Annotated in this window: 17 protein-coding genes; 2 read left to right on the forward strand and 15 right to left on the reverse strand. The window is 71.2% G+C overall.

All coding sequences use genetic code 11. The features are described 5' to 3' along the window. Positions 1–126: 126 nt before the first annotated feature. The 9 genes from MKK60_RS21815 to MKK60_RS21855 form a co-directional block, all read right to left on the reverse strand. Positions 127–786 (reverse strand): uracil-DNA glycosylase, encoded by a 660-nt coding sequence (locus MKK60_RS21815; RefSeq protein WP_243988549.1) that lies wholly within the window; start codon positions 784–786, stop codon positions 127–129. Further along, on the reverse strand, positions 773–1531 hold the full coding sequence (locus MKK60_RS21820) for a PIG-L deacetylase family protein (RefSeq protein ID WP_243988550.1): 759 nt from the start codon (positions 1529–1531) through the stop codon (positions 773–775). Before MKK60_RS21820 ends, MKK60_RS21815 begins: the two co-directional genes overlap by 14 nt. A 17-nt stretch (positions 1532–1548) precedes the next feature. After that, positions 1549–2784, reverse strand: a complete 1236-nt coding sequence (locus tag MKK60_RS21825; protein WP_243988551.1) for a glycosyltransferase family 4 protein — start codon at positions 2782–2784, stop codon at positions 1549–1551. Further along, the gene (locus MKK60_RS21830) at positions 2781–3647 is read right to left on the reverse strand and encodes a sugar phosphate isomerase/epimerase family protein (protein ID WP_147727062.1); all 867 of its coding nucleotides are present in this window, start codon (positions 3645–3647) and stop codon (positions 2781–2783) included. Before MKK60_RS21830 ends, MKK60_RS21825 begins: the two co-directional genes overlap by 4 nt. After that, a complete protein-coding gene (locus tag MKK60_RS21835; protein WP_243988552.1) occupies positions 3644–5233 on the reverse strand; it encodes a YcaO-like family protein in 1590 nt (529 codons plus the stop codon). The genes MKK60_RS21830 and MKK60_RS21835 overlap by 4 nt, the downstream gene beginning before the upstream one ends. Then, complete coding sequence (locus tag MKK60_RS21840; RefSeq protein WP_243988553.1) at positions 5230–6252, reverse strand: Gfo/Idh/MocA family protein; 1023 nt, start codon at positions 6250–6252, stop codon at positions 5230–5232. The genes MKK60_RS21835 and MKK60_RS21840 overlap by 4 nt, the downstream gene beginning before the upstream one ends. Continuing rightward, positions 6252–7436, reverse strand: coding sequence for a class I SAM-dependent methyltransferase (locus MKK60_RS21845; protein ID WP_243988554.1), 1185 nt, complete (start codon positions 7434–7436; stop codon positions 6252–6254). The genes MKK60_RS21840 and MKK60_RS21845 overlap by 1 nt, the downstream gene beginning before the upstream one ends. 86 nt (positions 7437–7522) lie before the next feature. Next, entirely contained in the window at positions 7523–8455 is a 933-nt protein-coding gene (locus MKK60_RS21850; RefSeq protein WP_243988555.1) for an HD domain-containing protein, read from the reverse strand. Next, on the reverse strand, positions 8455–9648 hold the full coding sequence (locus MKK60_RS21855; protein WP_147728787.1) for an inositol-3-phosphate synthase: 1194 nt from the start codon (positions 9646–9648) through the stop codon (positions 8455–8457). Before MKK60_RS21855 ends, MKK60_RS21850 begins: the two co-directional genes overlap by 1 nt. Before the next feature lie 314 nt (positions 9649–9962). Between MKK60_RS21855 and MKK60_RS21860 the strand changes: the two genes are divergently transcribed. After that, positions 9963–11129: a transglycosylase SLT domain-containing protein gene (locus tag MKK60_RS21860; RefSeq protein ID WP_243988556.1), complete on the forward strand. Its 1167-nt coding sequence runs from the start codon at positions 9963–9965 to the stop codon at positions 11127–11129. 4 nt (positions 11130–11133) lie between these two features. Here MKK60_RS21860 and MKK60_RS21865 read toward each other — a convergent pair whose 3' ends face one another. The 5 genes from MKK60_RS21865 to MKK60_RS21885 form a co-directional block, all read right to left on the reverse strand. After that, the gene (locus MKK60_RS21865) at positions 11134–11664 is read right to left on the reverse strand and encodes an ankyrin repeat domain-containing protein (RefSeq protein WP_147842496.1); all 531 of its coding nucleotides are present in this window, start codon (positions 11662–11664) and stop codon (positions 11134–11136) included. 69 nt (positions 11665–11733) lie between these two features. Then, a complete protein-coding gene (locus tag MKK60_RS21870) occupies positions 11734–12459 on the reverse strand; it encodes a di-trans,poly-cis-decaprenylcistransferase (RefSeq protein ID WP_243988557.1) in 726 nt (241 codons plus the stop codon). 48 nt (positions 12460–12507) lie between these two features. Next, positions 12508–12882, reverse strand: a complete 375-nt coding sequence (locus MKK60_RS21875; RefSeq protein WP_243988558.1) for a transcriptional regulator — start codon at positions 12880–12882, stop codon at positions 12508–12510. Further along, positions 12869–13483: a hypothetical protein gene (locus MKK60_RS21880; protein ID WP_243988559.1), complete on the reverse strand. Its 615-nt coding sequence runs from the start codon at positions 13481–13483 to the stop codon at positions 12869–12871. The genes MKK60_RS21875 and MKK60_RS21880 overlap by 14 nt, the downstream gene beginning before the upstream one ends. Before the next feature lie 313 nt (positions 13484–13796). Continuing rightward, on the reverse strand, positions 13797–13958 hold the full coding sequence (locus tag MKK60_RS21885; RefSeq protein WP_187274878.1) for a hypothetical protein: 162 nt from the start codon (positions 13956–13958) through the stop codon (positions 13797–13799). Positions 13959–14066: 108 nt separating this feature from the next. Here MKK60_RS21885 and MKK60_RS21890 point away from each other — a divergent pair, with 108 nt between their 5' ends. After that, positions 14067–14270: a hypothetical protein gene (locus MKK60_RS21890; RefSeq protein ID WP_243935950.1), complete on the forward strand. Its 204-nt coding sequence runs from the start codon at positions 14067–14069 to the stop codon at positions 14268–14270. 17 nt (positions 14271–14287) lie between these two features. On the opposite strand, the gene scpA is transcribed toward MKK60_RS21890, so the two are convergent. Beyond that, complete coding sequence (gene scpA / locus MKK60_RS21895) at positions 14288–16453, reverse strand: methylmalonyl-CoA mutase (protein WP_243988560.1); 2166 nt, start codon at positions 16451–16453, stop codon at positions 14288–14290. Positions 16454–16541: the final 88 nt, after the last annotated feature.

The raw sequence follows: 16541 nt of genomic DNA on the forward strand, positions 1-16541 counted from the left end.
CGCCGGATATCCCGCCCGGCCGGCGAGCGGGCCGCGGGTTCGATGCCGGATGTTTCGGGCCGTTGCCCGTTGACCCGCATGTAGAACCATCGGCGCTCCAAGGCCAGCGACCGCACCGGCTCGTTCTCAATCGGGCACGGAAAAGCCGGTTCTCGCCGTGCCGCATGTCCGCAGGATGACGCCGGCCTCGCCCAACCCGGCGCGGATGCGCGCGGCCACGTCCGGCGCAGTGCAGACGTAGGTCGGGCTCGGATGCGGGATCGCGACCACCGGAAGACCCGGCCTCAGCGCGGCGATGGTCTCCCGCGCCATGCCGGCGATGCGGCCGGACAGGACGACGACGGCGAGGTCGGGCAGGAGCGCGAGCAGCGGGGCGAGGCAGGGCGCCGCGGCACGGATCTCGGAGCGTCGCGGTGCCCGGTTCAGGGCGCCCTTGGCATGGATCACGAACGGGATCGCGTTCCAGATGAGCGTGTCGGCCCGCGCGATCCCCGCCTCCGCGAGGAAGCGGAACAGGTTGGCCGCGGTGCCGGTGGGGTTGTCGCGCGAGACGAAGCCGGTGCGGACGATCGCCGGTCCCGGCGTCTCCAGCAGGAGCAGCAGGCGTGCGTGGATGCCGCCGTCGAGGGGATCCGGGTCGGGAACGGGGGCGTCGAACTCTCGGGCGATCCGGGCTGCCATCGCGCGGAGCGGCGCGACGTGGCCGGCATCGCGGATCGCCCGTCGCGCCGCCAGAACCTCCGGGTCGGCCAGGCTCTTCGGCGTGCCGGGCTCAGGCGGCCGCATCGCACCCAGGACAGCCGTCGGGCAGGATGCCCGCGACCGAGACGCGTTCGCGCCCGCCCTCGGCGCCGAGACGGTCCATCAGCGCCGCGCGTCCGCCGAACTGGAAGCCGAGCTGCGTCGCGTAGGCGGCGCAGGCCTCGGCCTTCGCCTCCTGCGCGGCCCGATCGAGATCGACCTGGCGGACCGGCAGGCCGGCGAAGGAGGCGGCGAGCGGCGCCTTCGGCACGGTGTCGCGCACGGTGTAGGGGAAATCCCGCCACCACAGCACCGGCTGCCGCGACCCGGTCCTGCGGAAGGCCGCGACCACCTGCAGGTGGTCGACATGGCCGCCGATCGCCTGCGGCGCGAGGATCAGGTCCGGTGCGATGTCCTCGAGCAGCGCCCGGAAGGCGGGGACCAGGTGCTCGACGATGCCGTCGTCGGCACGGGGCTCGGCGAAGAGGTCCGGCGCCGAGCCGTAGCCGCGGTGCGGCGCCTCGCGGAACGGCAGGTGACGCACCTCGACCCCGAGGCAGCGGGCCGCCGCCTCGTCCTCGGCGCGGCGCAGGCGCATGTAGTCCACCGACGCGTCGAGCCCCTTGTCCAGCTGGCAGGCGAGCGCGAACCCGGTCGGCCCGGGGACGCTCTGCGTGAACACCGTCGCCATCACCACGCGCCAGCCCGACGCGGCCAGGGTCGCCAGCGTGCCGCCGCAGGAGAAGGCGGCATCGTCGAGGTGGGGAGACAGGGCGAGCGCGGTGGGCATCGGATCGGGGCTTGCGGCTAGAGCAGGTGCGGCTCGGCGCGGAAGCGGCAGGCCGGATCGTGCGGGAGCGTGTCCGCGAAGTCCGTCGCCGGGGCCGCGTGCACGACCTCGCCGTAGACCGCCATGATCTGCCGGCCGACCGCCGTCCAGGAGTACACCCGGCGGCATTCCTCCAGGGCGGCCCCGGCGAGGCGGCGGCGCAAGGTCGCGTCGGTGACGATCCGCGTCAGCGCCTCGGCTAGCGCCGGCACGTCGCCGGGCATCGTCAGGAGGCCGTTCTCCCCGTCGCGCAGGCAGTCCGAGACGCCGACCGCGTGGCAGGACACGACCGCGAGCCCCGCGGCCATCGCCTCCAGGATCGTGTTGGAGAAGCCTTCCGCGTAGGTCGGCGACACGAAGACGTCGGCCTGTCGATAGAGGCTCGGAACGGTGTCGTAATCGGCGTAGCCGGTGAAACGGATCTCGGCGTCCGAGAACCCGAGTTCCGCGGCCAGCGCGTGCGAGGACTCCACGTCGGGGCCGATGCCCGAGATCGTGGCGGCGAACGGCGTGCCGCGTTCGCGCAGGATCGCCAGGGCCTGGATGAAGTCGAGCACGCCTTTCCGGCGGTCGACGCGGCCGTGATAGAACAGGCGGACCGGTCCGTCATGGGGCGCCGGCAGGCCGTCGCCGCCGCGGGCGAACCGCGCGGTGTCGACTGCGCCGGGCACGATGGTGAAGCGGGCCGGGTCCGAGCCGAGCCGGTCGCAGACCTCGTCGACGAAGGAGGCGCCGCCGATCAGCAGGGCGTTGGCGTGGGCCAGCACCTCGCACATCGCGACCCGGTGGGTCTCGCAGCACGACCCGACCCAGTGCCCGTCGCCGCCCTGGATCGAGACCACGTTCGGCACGCCGAGCGCCTTGGACGCCAGCAGCACCGCCCACCCGGTCGGGTAGCCGTACTGCGCGTGCAGGACGTCGAAGGGCTTGCGCGCGTGCTCGTCGCGGATGGTCGCGACCATCGTGTCGATGTCGCGCTCGAAGTCGCCGCTCGTCTGCTCGCCGACCTGCTCGAGGCCGATCACCCGCACGCCCGGCACCGCGGGCGGCGGGCCGCCGCCGTAGACGCGGGTGCCGAACGCGTCGCCGCGATACTGCGAGACCATCGTCACGTCGTGGCCGGCTTGGACCAGCTCGCGCAGCAGGTTCTGCGCGTAGACGCTCATGCCGGAAATCGCCGGAAAGTAGCGCCGGCTGACGAAGCAGATCCTCATTGCCGCCGGGTCTCCTGGTCGTCCGGAAGGGGCGGTCCGTCGCGCCGGCAGCTGCGGAGGTATTCGAGCGAGGCCGGGATCATCGCATCGGCGCGATGGCTCTCGCGCGACAGCTCCACGCAGATCAGCTTGTCGTAGCGGATGGCTTCCAGCGCCTCGAGGATGCCGGGCACGTCCATGTCGCCCTCGCCGAAGGGCAGGTGGATGTGCTCCCCGCGCTTCATGTCCTCGATCGCCACCGTGCCGATGCGTCCGGCGAATTCGTGGACCGCCGCCGCCGGGTCGCGCTCGCCGGTGACGAGGCAATGGCCGGTGTCGAGGGCGAGGCGCAGGCCTCCCACCTCGAGCGCGGCGAAGTCGTCCAGCGTCTCGATCAGCATGCCCGGCTCGGGCTCGAGGCACGGCACCACCCCCTTCTCGGCGGCGTAGGCCACGACCTCGGTCAAGCCTTCGACGAGCCAGCCCCGCGCCTCGGCCGGGTCGACGCCCGGTCGCGGCACCCCGGCCCAGAACGAGACCGCCTCGGAATGCAGCATCGCGCCGATGTCGATCGCACGCTTGAGGAAGCCGACGCGGCGCGCGCGGGCCGAGGCGTCTGCGGTGACGAGCGTCGGCTCGTGCTTGGCGCGCGGGTCGAGGAGGAAGCGGGCGCCGGTCTCGATCACCGAGCCGAGCTCCAGCTTCTCCAGGCGGCTGGCAACCCGACCGGCCTCCGTCGCCCAGCCCTCCGCGAAGGGGTCGAGGTGGTGGATGTCGAGTGTCAGGGCGACGCCGTCGTAGCCGGCGCCCTTGATCAGGTCGATCGCGTCGTCGAGCCGATGGTTGGCCGCACCGTTCGTGTTGTAGGCGAAGCGAAGCGTCACGCGGCCCTCCCCGTCTGCTCCAGCCGGAACGGGGCATGGTGCGATTCCGGCTCGCGGTAGAGCGGATAGTGGCTGCCGACGATCGACTCCGCCAGCGCGGTGTCGAACAGCGGCTGGCCGCCGAAGCGCTCGATCGCCTCCGGCGTCAGGCGAACCGGCAGCAGGGTCTCGCTCGGGGTGCCGAACGTGATCAGCGGGTGGTCGCGCTCGATCAGCTTGCGGGCGTTGCGCTCGCCGATGCGGTAGTAGCTCATGGTCTCGACCTCGAGCCCCGGCACGATCGCCTTGACAACGCCGACCGCGCCGCCCACCGGCGAGCAGTCGACGTAGAGGATGTCGAACCCGGCCTCGTCGAGCCGGTCGCAGGCGATCTTGCCGCGCGCGTGACCGTCGGCGGCCGGGGTCGTCGGCAGGTCGGTGAACGCCTTGGTCGCCCGCTCGGAATAGACCGTGTCCTTCAGGACGTCGCGCAGGCCCTCGGGGGGCAGCACGATCCATTCGAGCATGGCCTTCAGCGCCCGGCTCTCCTCGAGGTCGAGGCTCGGCAGCGCCTTCTCGATGAACGCACCGACGTAGCCCGGCGGCGTCACCCGCTCGGCGAAGGCGAGCGGCCCGTGGCCGAAAGCCTTGCGCACGCGGGCGGCCTGGAACTCGAGCAGCGCCTTGCGCAAGGCCCGCTCGCGATCCGGGTCGCAGGCCTCGCCGCAGGCCGAGAGCGCGATCGGCACCGGGGCGTCGGCCGGCTCCTTGTCGTAGCCGACGACGTAGAGGTTGGTCAGCCCGAACTGGTCGGTGGCGAATTTCGGCAGCGCCCGGATGCCGAGCGCGTCGAGGCGGTCGAGCATCGCCCGCGTCTCGGGTCCGAGGCCCTCCGAGACGTCGAGCATCACGCCCTGGTCGAGCGCACGGAACAGGAGGCCGTTGCCGTCGCGTTGCAGCAGCTCGAGGACGCCGTGGCCGAGCGCGAACGGCACGTCAGGCCCGGCACCGAGGCCGTTGGTGATCAGGTTGGTGAAGGGCTTGTAGCCCTCCGACAGCTCGAAATAATCGGTGGCCGCGATGTCGAGCGGCATCAGCACGATCGCACCGGTCTTGGCGCGCGTCGCCGCGGTCCATTCCAGCACCGTGTCGCGCCCCACCGGGGAGCCGGCCGGCAGGCAGAGGGTCAGCGGGTCGGCGACCGAGCCGGCGCCGTAGACCTTGACGAGGTCGTGGTAGCTCGCGCGCTCCTTCTTGCGCGGCATCACCGCGAGCGACGGCATCAGGTTCTCGGCGATTTCGGCGACCGCGCCGATCAGCGCCTCGTCGTCGGTGGCGCCGTAGCCGATGCCGGACGGCATCGCGCCGACGAAGAACGGATCGTCGAGGAACAGCGAGACGAACCAGACCGGGATGCCGGTGCGATCGAGCGGCGCCAGGGGGAACCCGACGATCCGGCCCGGCGGAAGGATGTCGAGATAGGCGCGCACCGGCTCCGGCAGGTTCTGCGGCAGCCCCTCGATCCGGCGCGGGCCGCCGAAGCTGTAGGGCCGCGGCGCCTTGATGCGCGGATCGCGGGCGCGGTCGTCCTGGTCGTTCTCGGTCACGTGTTCGGTCCGTCTGCTGGGGCGAGCGCGCCGTAGGCCCGCGCGATCAGCCGCATGGTGTGGAGGTCGCGTGCCGCCGAGTAGGCCTCCCGCTCCGCCGGACGCCGCAGCGCCGAGCCGAAGGCCCGGACCTGCTCGGTGAAGGGCGACGCCTCGGCGTCGAAGGCGACGGGCTCGGAGGCGCCGGTCGCACCGTCGGTGAAGGTCACGGTGCCGCCGGCGGTCTGGCCCATCGTGTCGATCGCGGTGAGCAGGCCCTTGGTGCCGACGATCTCGAGGCGGCGGCGCGGCAGCGCGTCGGGGCAGTTGTAGGCGACGTTGAGACTCACCAGCACCCCGCTCTCGGTCCGCCCGATCAGCAGCGCGCCGTCGTCGACCGCGTAATCCTGGGCCCGCGCCTGCGTGAGGGCCGCGATGTCCATCAGCGATTCGCCGAGGAGGTAGTCGACGAGGTCGAGGCCGTGCGGCGCCAGATCCATCAACGCGCCGCCGCCGGCCTGCGCCGGATCGATGCGCCAGTTGTCCTGGCCGGGGCAGGCCGCCCAGTCGCGCCCGAGCCAGCAGGCGTAGACGATGCGGATCGCCGTCACCGTGCCGAGCCGGCCTTCGGCGATCCGGTCGCGCAGGGCGCGATGGCCGGGATGATGACGCTGGTCGAACGCCGTGCCGTAGAACGCCCCCGACCGTGCGACCGCCGCGGCCATCGCCTCGGCGTCGCCGAGGCTCGCCGCCATCGGCTTCTCGCACAGGATCGCCTTGCCCGACGCCGCCAGCGCCTCGACCGCCTGCCGGTGGAGGTGATTGGGCGTCGCGACGTACACCGCCTCGATCTCCGCGTCGTCGACCAGCCGGTCCAGGCTGTCGTAGGCGCGAGCACCCTCGGCCTCGGCGGCGGCGCGGGAGGCCGCTCCCGGGTCGCACACCGCGACGAGGCGGTGCCCGGCGGCGCGGATGCCCGGCGCCATGTAGTCGCGGGCGACCCAGCCGTAGCCGACGATGCCCCAGCGGACGGCATCCATCACCAGCGCTCCGGGAGATCGACGAATTCCCGGCTGCGCACGCGTTCGACTTCCGCCGCCTCGATGCCGCCGGAAAAGACCAGCCTTTCGGGACCGTGCGATCGCAGCGGGTAGGTGACGTGCGGCGCGTACTCGGCCTCGTAGCGCTCCGAGGGCCACGCGATGGCATACCCGCCCGTCTCGTCGCGGTGATAGAGCGGGTTGAGGACGAGGTCGGCGCCGGCCTTCGGCAGCGTCAGCCCGTCCACGACGGAACGCGGCGCCGGCCGCATCCCCGGCCCGGCGACCACCGAGAACGCCTCGCAGGCCCGCAGCTCCGACGGCGCGCGCGGGCTCGGCGCCCGCGCCGCGACCAGGGCTCGGGTCAGCTCGGCGTCGTCGTAGACGAGGGCGTCGGGAAACAGCTCGGCGATCTCGTCGGCCGAGACGGCGCGGCCGGCCGAGAAGCCGGGGCGGTCGCTGTTGTGGATGTGGCTGAGCGCCAGCCAGCCGTCGTCGCCGGCGTTCTGGCGGAGGTTGTCGAGCAGCGCCGCCTTCTCGTCGAGGAAGTAGAAGGCATCGTTGCAGACGACGAGGTCCACCGGCGCGCCCGGGATCGGCCAATGCGCCGAGCCGGCATCGAAGCAGACGAGCTGCGCACCGGCGCCGACCACCCAGTGCCGGGCGACCCAGAGCTTGGCGAAGACCACGTCGGCGCCCGCGACCTTGCAGCCGCGCTGCTTCAGGGTGCGCAGGTAGTGGCCGATGCCGCAGGCGAACTCGAAGACGCAGACCGGATCGTTCCAGTGCGCTTCGAGCAGGGCGAGGCCGGCGAGATAGGTCGGGTCGCTCCACCGGTGCAGGAAATAATCGCCGACGCGGCCCCAGCCGAGCAGGCGGACGGCATCGCGCAGGGTCGCCGTGGCGCGACCGGCGATCAGCGCGGAGAGGTCGGCCGGCTCGGCCGGCGGGCCGGTCCACCAATCGTCCTGATCGGCGAGCAGGAGCGCGAGCGCCGCGTCGCCCTCGCCGGCGTCGAGATGCGCGAGAACGCGGGCGACGAGGTCGGCGCGGCCGACCCGGAGATAGGGGATGCCGTCGACCACCGGCCAGCGCTCGCCGGCGTCGGCATCGCGCAGGGAATGCGCCGTGTCGGGCTTCAGCGCATGGCCGGTCGCGGGCGACCGCAGGTCGAAGGGAATCATCGGAACTCTGATGCCGCGGGCGCGGTCACGGCAGGAACGGCATGGCGTCGTATGTCCGTCGCGGAACGAGCGCCGCGACGTCGGTTCTACGGAATGCGCATATCCGCGAGCACGCGATCGTGGAAGCCTTTGACCGGCCCGGCATGGACCAGCTCCATCTCGTCGAGCACCGTGCCCATGGTGAGCGAGGCCGCGCGCAGGTGCTGCGCGATCTGCAGCACGCGGTCGATGCAGTCGGCCGCATGAAACGCCCGGCCTTCCGCCGTCGCGTCGTCCGGCAGCACCGCGCGAGCCCGCTCGACCGATTCCCGCAGCGGGCCGTCGAGCTCGTCGAGCGCCCATTGGGTCGTCCGCGCCATGATCGGGCCGAGATGGTCGCCGAGCAGCATCTCGCCGGTGAAGCCGGCATCGGGCATCGCGGCGTTGTGGAAGTGATGCGCCATCGCGGCGAGGAACACGGTGGCCGGATCGGCCCGGTAGAACGGGCTCAGAACGACGCCGTAGACCGCGACCACGAGGCAGTGCTCGGCATGGTTCTCGGGGGGCTCGAGCAGGATGCGGGGACGCCCGGGACGGGTGACGCCCGCCCGCGGCTGCTGCGCCAGGCTCGCGACGAAACCCGGCACCGTGCCCTGCGGATGCTCGGCACGATGGCGAAGCCGGTCGCGAAGCGCATCGCGCAGGTGAGGATCGAGCGCCGTCGTGACGCTGTCGAACCCCTCGACGAGGACGCTCGACACGGCCTCGTCCGGCAGGCCCGCAGCGGCCAGGAATGCGGCATCGAGATCGCACAGCCGCGTCGCGGCCAGAGCCGTCGCGGCGACGTCGAGCGCCACATCCTCGGCGGGTGCTCCGCCCGTCAGGGCACTCCAACCCTGCGCGAACAGACGCTCGGCGATGGAGCCGACGCGTCCGGCGGACCGGACGCGCTTGAGATCGTTCATCTCGACGAGCAGGTCGCGCAGCTCGGCGGGCGCCGCAGGCCCGGACGCGCCGGTCGCCGGAACGCCGTCCGACATCAGCGGTCGCCGTCCAGCCAATCGAGCAGCATCTTGCCCTGCTTGCCGAAATCGTGCTCGGGACCGTGGCCGTTCTTCACCATCGGCGCCTTGAAGAAGGTCGAAAGCTGCTCCTGCACGCCGCCGTCGCCGCGCTTCTTGGCGAGGTCGAGGACGCGGGCGATCTCGATGACGAGCGGGGCTGCGAGGATCGAGTCCTTGCACAGGAAGTTGACCTTCACCTGCATGCGCTGGCCCATGAAGCCGGTGATGTCGATGTTGTCCCAGGCTTCCTTGTCGTCGCCGCGCGGGCGGTAATAGTGGATGTGGACCAGGTGATCCTCGACCGGGTAGCCGAGGATCGAGTCGAGCACCGTGCCCTTGGTGTTGATCTTCGACTGCAGCGAGGCCGGGTCGTTGAGGGCGAGGCCGTCGCGGTTGCCGAGGATGTTGGTCGAGAACCAGCCGTCGACGTGAAGGGCGCGCGCCTTGAAGGCCGGTGCGAGAACCGTCTTCATCATGGTCTGGCCGGTCTTGCCGTCCTTGCCGGCCACCGGAACGTTCATCTCGGTGGCGAGCGACAGCAGCGCCGGCACGTCGGCGGCGATGCTCGGGGTGAAGTTGGCGTAGGGCACGCCGCTCTTGATCGCCGCATAGGCGTAGAGCATCGCCGGCGAGATGTGCTCGTCGCTGGTATCGAGGCCCTTCTCGAAGGCTTCGGTCGAGTTGAGCACGGCGGCGGTGAGGTCGGGCCAGCGCTCGGTGGAGGCGAGGTTCACCACCACGACCTCGTCGAGGTTGCTCTCCTGCTTGAAGCGGCGGAGGTCGGCGGCGATGATCGACACCGCCTCGCGATGGTCGGCGGCGACGATGCGGTTTGCGCCGTCGATGTTCTTGCAGAACTTCGCGCTGCCCACGGCCGGCCAGGGCTGGATGCCCTTCAGCACCTGGGCACCGTTCTCGATGTCCTGCTTGGTGAGCACGCCGTGCCCCTGCGCGGCGGAGGCGAGATCGTCACCGTTCAGATCCCATCCCGCGAAGACGAGATCCTTGTAGTCGGCCATTCCGGCGACTGCGACGCCCGCGAGAGGCAGACCGTCGAGGCGGTTCGATCCGGACTTGATCATCTCGATGCCGGCGATGGCTGTGGTGGCGACGGCGCCACCCATGCCGACGAACGCAACGCCGACGCGACGACCGGTCTGCATGCTCATGGGGAGAAAATTCCTTAAACGCTTCGGACGCAGGGACTTCGAACGGGCCGATGCGGACCGCCCTGCGTGGCCCATGCTAACTGGCGCTCGGGTGCAACGTTCCAAGCCCGAATGCGACATCTTTGTGCCAACCTAGGGCTGAATGGGACCCGAACGGCTGGTTAAGAATGCGTGAAAAGAGAGCGTTAACCACTCCTTAAGCGTGCCACGCTTGGATCACCGAGCCGTCCCATTGTGGTCACGGCATCCGGCGATAGAGCCGCCGCTTGATCGAAGCCCGGCCGATGAACGCCGCGGCACGAAAAGGACCAGCAATGGGGGTTTTCCCGGAGCCGGCGCTCTGCGCCGACGACGTGAGCCGACTCGTGCCTATCGAGTCGAATTGTGAAGTGGACACCGTGGTTTGGCTGCCGCGGGCCGTGTGCGGGACGCAGCGGAACGAGGCCGGATTTCGCCGCCCGTCCGCCCTGCGCCGCAGGAGCGCCGCGCTGGGGCTGGCCGCCCTGCTCGCCGGGTTCGTCGTGCCGCAGGCCGCCTTCGCGCCGGCGGCCTCGGCCCACGACCGGATCGACGAGCGTCCCCGCGCCGCGATCGACCTGGCCAGCGCCGGACCTTCCCACAACCCCTCCGAGTGGAGCGGCGTTCCCGTCATCGAGCAGGAACCGGCCACCAGCGCGCTGATCGCCGCCGACCTCGCCGCCCTGCCCCAGCCGTCGCCGGAGACCGACGACGCCATCCGTTTCGGCAAGGTCGGCGTGCCGCGCCGGATCGTCGACACGATCCTGAAGGCCGCCGCCGCAGCGGGCGTCGACCCGGTCTACCTGATGGCGCTGGCCGACAAGGAATCCAGCTTCGCGACCGACGTGAAGGCGCAGACCTCGTCGGCCGAGGGCCTGTTCCAGTTCGTCACCGCCACCTGGCTCGAGATGATCCGCGACTTCGGCGCCCGCTACGGCCTCGACGCCGAGGCGGCCGCCGTGAAGGGCCGCGGCGCCGCGATCACCGTCGCCGCGCCGATGCGCGACCGGGTGCTGTCGCTGCGCAAGGACCCCTACGTCGCCGCGCTGATGGCGGCGGAGCTGATCAAGCGCGACCGCGGGCGCATCGAGGCGCGCGTCGGCCGGGCGCTGACCACGTCGGAGCTGTACTTCGCGCATTTCCTCGGCACGTCGAGCGCCGGGCGATTCCTGACGATGAGCGCCGACCGCCCGGACGAGGTCGCCGAGCGCGAGTTCCGCAGCGCGGCGCGGGCCAACCGGGCGCTGTTCACGCAGAAGGCCGACAAGGCCGCCGGCAAGGCGCGGCGCCACCTCACGGTGGCCGAGGTCTACGACCGGATCGACGGTATGATCGACCGGCGCCTGTCGCGCTACGAGGGCGTCGCCGCCGTCGCGGCCGCGGTCGAGACGGCCGAGCCCGCGGCGGAGCCGCCGGCCCAGCGCGTCCAGGTCACCGAAGCGCTGCCGCCCGACGGCGAGTGATCGCTCAGGCGCCGGGTCGCTTCGCGTTCGCGAGCTGAGCCGGCGTGTTCTGCGCGCCCATCGCCTGCGCCATGTCGGCGGCCGACTGGCCGGCGGCGTCGCGGCGGTCCGGGTCGGCGCCGTGGGCGAGCAGCAGGTCGACGATCTCGGTGCGGTCGAACATCGCCGCGGTCATCAGCGCGGTGCGGCTGCCGTCGCCGGTGCCGTCCACCGCCGCACCGTGGACGAGGAGCAGCGTCGCGATCGCGACGTCGCCCTTGAAGGCGGCGCCGGCGAGCGGGGTCTGGCCGCGGTCGTTGGGAAGTTCCGGGTCGCCGCCGGCCTCCAGGATGACGCGGGCGGTCTCGGCCTGGCCGTTGTAGGCCGCCAGCATCAGCAGGCTGTCGCCCTTATCGTTGCGGATGTTGGCCGGAAGCCCCTGCCCGAACAACTCCGCCAGCTCGGCGGCATGCCCCATCCGCGCATACTGGAACAGACGACCGGCGAAAGCGACGGTCTCGTCGTCAAGGGCGGGCGGGGACGCGTCAGCGGACATGCAGCGATCTTCGAGCCAGGGGAGCGACACCGCCGATCTGGCGCCGACCCCCCGTCCTGTCCAGTCCGGTCAGGCCGCGGCCGAGACCTTCGGTGCGCTCAAGCCGCCGAAGCGGCGGTCGCGGCGGGTGAATTCGGCCATCGCGGCCGCGAGGTCGGCCTCGCCGAAATCGGGCCACATTTGCTCGGTGAAGTGGAGCTCGGCATAGGCCGCCTCCCACAGCATGAAGTCGGAGAGGCGCTGCTCGCCGCCGGTGCGGATCAGCAGGTCGACGTCCACCGGCGAGCCGTGCATCGCGCCGGCGATCTCCGCTCCGAACGCCTCGCGCGAGGCGGGCTGGCCGGCGAGCCGCGCGGCGGCGGCGAGGATCGCGTCGCGGGCGGAATAGTCGACGGCGATGCGCAGGTGCAGCTTGCGCCCGGCGGCGGTCGCGGCCTCGGCCCGCTCGATCGCCTCGGGGAGCCCGGCCGGCAGCCGGTCGCGGCGGCCGACGACGCTGAGGCGGGTGCCGGTGCGGGCGAGCCGCGCCGTCTCGTTGCGCAGGTAGACGCGCAGCAGCCGCATCAGGCCGCCGACCTCGTCGGCCGGGCGCTGCCAGTTGTCGCTGGAGAAGGCGTAGAGGGTCAGCGTGCCGATCCCGTGCTCGGGGCAGGCCTCGGCGGTGCGCCGGATCGCCTCGACCCCGGTGCGGTGGCCGGCGGCGCGCGGCAGCCCGCGCCGGGTCGCCCAGCGCCCGTTGCCGTCCATGATGATCGCGGCGTGAAGGCCCGGCCTGGTGTCGGTGGGGCTTTGCATCTTGGAAGGCTCCGGTCGGGGGCGGCGCGGATGGCGGGCAGTCGGCCGTCAGGCCGGGGTAATGTTGAGGTGGCCGGATTCCGGCAGGCGGGCGGCCTTGGCGGCGTCGCGCACCACCTGTTCCAGGACGCCGAGGTACTCGAGGAAACGGGCCCGCCCCGCCGGCGTCAGCCGGCACAGGGTCTGCGGACGGTTATGGGCGTGACCTTTCTCTAGGCTGACGAGATCGGCCTCCTGCAGCACCGCGAGGTGGCGGCTGAGGTTGCCGTCGGTGAGCCCGCACAGGCGCTTCAGGTCGGGGAACGCCAGGCCCTTCGGATGGCCGACCAGCGAGGTCAGCACGCTGAGCCGCGCCTTCTCGTGGATCACCCGATCGAGACCGTCGTAGGAGAAGCGGCCGTCGGCCCGATCAGAGATCGCCATCGCCGCCTCCGGTGCCGGACATCACGACGGCGAGCAAGCCCTGCCCGATGGCGAAGGGCAGGCCCATCAGCCAGGGCGAGAGCGCTCGGGTCTCGCCCGCGACCGCTAGCGCGGTCAGGCCGGCGAGCAGGTAGAACGCGCCCGCGCCCTGCACCGCCCGCGGCAGGATCCGCGCCGAGGCGAACAGGCCGAGGCCGACCAGCACCTGCCACAGGCCCGGCAGCATCCAGACCTGATCGGGGGCGAAGCGTGCGATCACCAGGGCGAGGCAGGCGCCCGCCCCGGCGGCGGGCAGGAACCCCTCGATCGCATTCCACACCATCGCGTCCGCCAGGCCCGAATGCAGCTGGCGCGAGCGCCGAACCGTCTCGATGCCGATGAGGCCGCCCGCTCCGCAGGCCGTCGCGATCCACAGGCCGAAGAACAGAAGCGGCCGCGCGTCCGGATCGCCGAGCCAGAGCGCCTGACCGCACGCGGTCGCCAGGGCGAGCACCCCGGTGGCGGCCAGGGCCGCCGAGCCGAGGCCGCGGAACGCGGTGTCCCGCGCGATCTGCGAGCGGATGGCGACGATGTCGGCCAGCGCCTTGTCGAGGTCGTGCATGGGCTCTCCGGCGTCGAATCGTGCTTTGCATTGCAAAGTAACCCGAGGCCGCATACGCGGCAAGCGAATTATTGCAACCCTTGGTTTCATTTGTGGCGAAGTCGCTGGCATTCGTGGATCAGGGGGCGGCGCGACCTCGTCGTCGTCGACCGCCGTGACGGGCTGCGCGCCGCGAATGCGGCCCGCCCGGCGGCGACCGGGCCCGTCGCGAGGGCCCGGGCATCTGCCCGGATGTCTTCGCGCGTCTCGCGATTGCGCGAGGCAAGTGTTTTGTAGGGCGCGATTTCGTAAAACCGTGCCATCATCGCCGCGATCACCAGCGGGAGAGCATGATGGCATCCGAGAACAAGCGCGGAAATCGCGAGACGAAGAAACCGAAGAAGGTGGTTTCGAAGACGATTGCTGCAGCGCCCTCGACGAAGGACATGGTCAGCGCCGCGATCAAGACCGCCGGCAAGAAGACCAAGTAGCGCAACAGTCGCTTTCGCCCGGCGCCCGGATCGCCCGGGCGATCGGCGCGCCGGGCCGCGGAAAAAGCGCCGGCGTTGTCATCCCGCTAACCGACGGCATGCCACCATTTGGCATGCTCGATCGCATCTGGACGACGGCCAAGGCGGTATTCGGGGTGGGCCTGCTCGTGGTCTGCGCGCTGCTGGCTGCGCAGAAGCTCGATCGCGAGCGGGCGGAGCAGTCGGCCCAGGCCATGTTTCGCGCCGGCGGCCCCGAGGCCACCGGCTCGATCACGCCGTCGGCGTCGGCCTCGCAGACGCAGACGCCTTCGGAATAGCGCTCTTTGGGGGCGCGCTACTCGGCGGCCTGCCGGGCGGCGTAGCCGAGCCGGCCGTTCAGCTCCTCGATCAGCTTAACCGCGGCCTCCGCGATCACCGTGCCCGGCGGGAAGATCGCCGAGGCGCCGGCGGCGTAGAGCGCATCGTAGTCGCCGGGCGGGATCACGCCGCCGATCACGATCATGACGTCGCCGCGGCCCTGCTCGGTCAGCGCGGCCTTCAGCTCGGGCACCAGCGTCAGGTGGCCGGCCGCCAGCGACGAAACGCCGACGATGTGGACGTCGTTCTCCACTGCCTGCCGCGCGGCCTCCGCCGGCGTCGCGAAGAGCGGCCCGATGTCGACGTCGAAGCCGAGGTCGGCGAAGGCCGAGGCGATCACCTTCTGGCCGCGGTCGTGCCCGTCCTGCCCCATCTTGGCGACGAGGATGCGCGGGCGGCGCCCGTCGTTCTCCTCGAAGGCCTCGACCAGCCCCCGCACCTGCTCGACCGCTGGCGACATGCCACCCACCTCCCGCTTGTACACGCCCGAGATCGACCGGATCTCGGCCCGGTGCCGGCCCCAGGCCTTTTCCAGCGCATCCGAGATCTCGCCCACCGTCGCCTTGGCGCGCGCCGCCTCGACGGCGAGCTCGAGCAGGTTGCCCTCCCCTTCCGCCGCCGCGGTCAGCGCGGCCAGCCGCCCATCGACGTCGGCCTGGTCGCGCTCGGAGCGCAGGCGCTTGAGCTTGTCGATCTGCAGCGTGCGCACGTTGCCGTTGTCGACGCGCATCAGCTCGATCTTCATCTCGTCGTCGGGCTTGAACTTGTTGATGCCGACGATGGTCTGGCGGCCGGAATCGATCCGGGCCTGGGCCCGCGCCGCCGCCTCCTCGATCCGGAGCTTGGGGATGCCGGCCTCGATCGCCTTGGCCATGCCGCCGAGCTCCTCGACCTCGCGCAGGTGCTCCCAGGCGCGGGCGACGATGTCGGCGGTGAGCTTCTCGACGTAGTACGAGCCGCCCCACGGGTCGACGATGCGGGTGGTGCCGCTCTCCTGCTGCAGGAACAGCTGGGTGTTGCGGGCGATGCGCGCCGAGAAGTCGGTCGGCAGCGCCAGCGCCTCGTCCAGCGCGTTGGTGTGGAGCGACTGGGTGCCCCCTTGCGTCGCCGCCATCGCCTCAATGCAGGTGCGGGTGACGTTGTTGAACACGTCCTGCGCGGTCAGCGACCAGCCCGAGGTCTGCGAGTGGGTGCGCAACGGCAGCGACTTCTCGCTCTTCGGCTCGAACTCCTTCACGAGCTTGGCCCAGATCAGGCGCGCGGCCCGCATCTTGGCGATCTCCATGAAGTAGTTCGTCGAGATCGCCCAGAAGAACGACAGCCGCGGGGCGAACTTGTCGATCGTCAGCCCGGCCGCCAGCCCCGCCTTGATGTACTCCACGCCGTCGGCCAGCGTGTAGGCGAGCTCGAGGTCGTTCGTCGCGCCTGCTTCCTGCATGTGGTAGCCGGAGATCGAGATCGAGTTGAACTTCGGCATCTTCTGCGAGGTGTAGGCGAAGATGTCCGAGATGATCCGCATCGAGCCCTTGGGCGGGTAGATGTAGGTGTTGCGGACCATGAACTCCTTGAGGATGTCGTTCTGGATCGTGCCGGCGAGCTTCGCCGGCGGCACGCCCTGCTCCTCGGCGGCGACGATGTAGAGCGCGAGGATCGGCAGCACCGCGCCGTTCATCGTCATCGACACGGTCATCTCGTCGAGCGGGATGCCGGAGAACAGCGTCCGCATGTCGTAGATCGAATCGATCGCCACGCCGGCCATGCCGACGTCGCCCGAGACGCGCGGGTGGTCGGAATCGTAGCCGCGGTGGGTCGCGAGGTCGAAGGCGACCGAGAGGCCCTTCTGCCCGGCGGCGAGGTTGCGCCGGTAGAACGCGTTCGAATCCTCGGCCGTAGAGAAGCCGGCATACTGGCGGATCGTCCAGGGCTGGGTGACGTACATCGTCGGGTACGGCCCGCGCAGGTACGGCGCGATGCCCGGATAGGTGTCGACGAATTCCAGCCCGGCCCGGTCGTCCGGCCCGTAATGGGTCTTCACCGGAATGCCCTCGGGCGTCATCCACGGCTCCCCCGACGGCGGCGGCGGCACGGCGACGGCGTCCGCGCCCCAGGCGATCTCGGCGAAGTTCGGGATGCGGGAGGTCATGGGCGGTCTTCTCGATCGGGGCCGGACTTTTCGCCATTATAGGCGAGACTCGATCAGACGCGACAGCCCTCTTCGACAAGGCGACACG

This window comes from Methylobacterium sp. J-092 (assembly GCF_022829325.1).
GTDB lineage: Bacteria > Pseudomonadota > Alphaproteobacteria > Rhizobiales > Beijerinckiaceae > Methylobacterium.

Coding starts and splice junctions, on each gene's coding strand:
- MKK60_RS21815 (WP_243988549.1), bottom strand. CDS start 786: ATGCGGCCGCCTGAGCCCGGCACGCCGAAGAGCCTGGCCGACCCGGAG.
- MKK60_RS21820 (WP_243988550.1), bottom strand. CDS start 1,531: ATGCCCACCGCGCTCGCCCTGTCTCCCCACCTCGACGATGCCGCCTTC.
- MKK60_RS21825 (WP_243988551.1), bottom strand. CDS start 2,784: ATGAGGATCTGCTTCGTCAGCCGGCGCTACTTTCCGGCGATTTCCGGC.
- MKK60_RS21840 (WP_243988553.1), bottom strand. CDS start 6,252: ATGGATGCCGTCCGCTGGGGCATCGTCGGCTACGGCTGGGTCGCCCGC.
- MKK60_RS21845 (WP_243988554.1), bottom strand. CDS start 7,436: ATGATTCCCTTCGACCTGCGGTCGCCCGCGACCGGCCATGCGCTGAAG.
- MKK60_RS21850 (WP_243988555.1), bottom strand. CDS start 8,455: ATGTCGGACGGCGTTCCGGCGACCGGCGCGTCCGGGCCTGCGGCGCCC.
- MKK60_RS21855 (WP_147728787.1), bottom strand. CDS start 9,648: ATGAGCATGCAGACCGGTCGTCGCGTCGGCGTTGCGTTCGTCGGCATG.
- MKK60_RS21860 (WP_243988556.1), top strand. CDS start 9,963: ATGGGGGTTTTCCCGGAGCCGGCGCTCTGCGCCGACGACGTGAGCCGA.
- MKK60_RS21865 (WP_147842496.1), bottom strand. CDS start 11,664: ATGTCCGCTGACGCGTCCCCGCCCGCCCTTGACGACGAGACCGTCGCT.
- MKK60_RS21870 (WP_243988557.1), bottom strand. CDS start 12,459: ATGCAAAGCCCCACCGACACCAGGCCGGGCCTTCACGCCGCGATCATC.
- MKK60_RS21875 (WP_243988558.1), bottom strand. CDS start 12,882: ATGGCGATCTCTGATCGGGCCGACGGCCGCTTCTCCTACGACGGTCTC.
- MKK60_RS21880 (WP_243988559.1), bottom strand. CDS start 13,483: ATGCACGACCTCGACAAGGCGCTGGCCGACATCGTCGCCATCCGCTCG.
- MKK60_RS21890 (WP_243935950.1), top strand. CDS start 14,067: ATGCTCGATCGCATCTGGACGACGGCCAAGGCGGTATTCGGGGTGGGC.
- scpA (WP_243988560.1), bottom strand. CDS start 16,453: ATGACCTCCCGCATCCCGAACTTCGCCGAGATCGCCTGGGGCGCGGAC.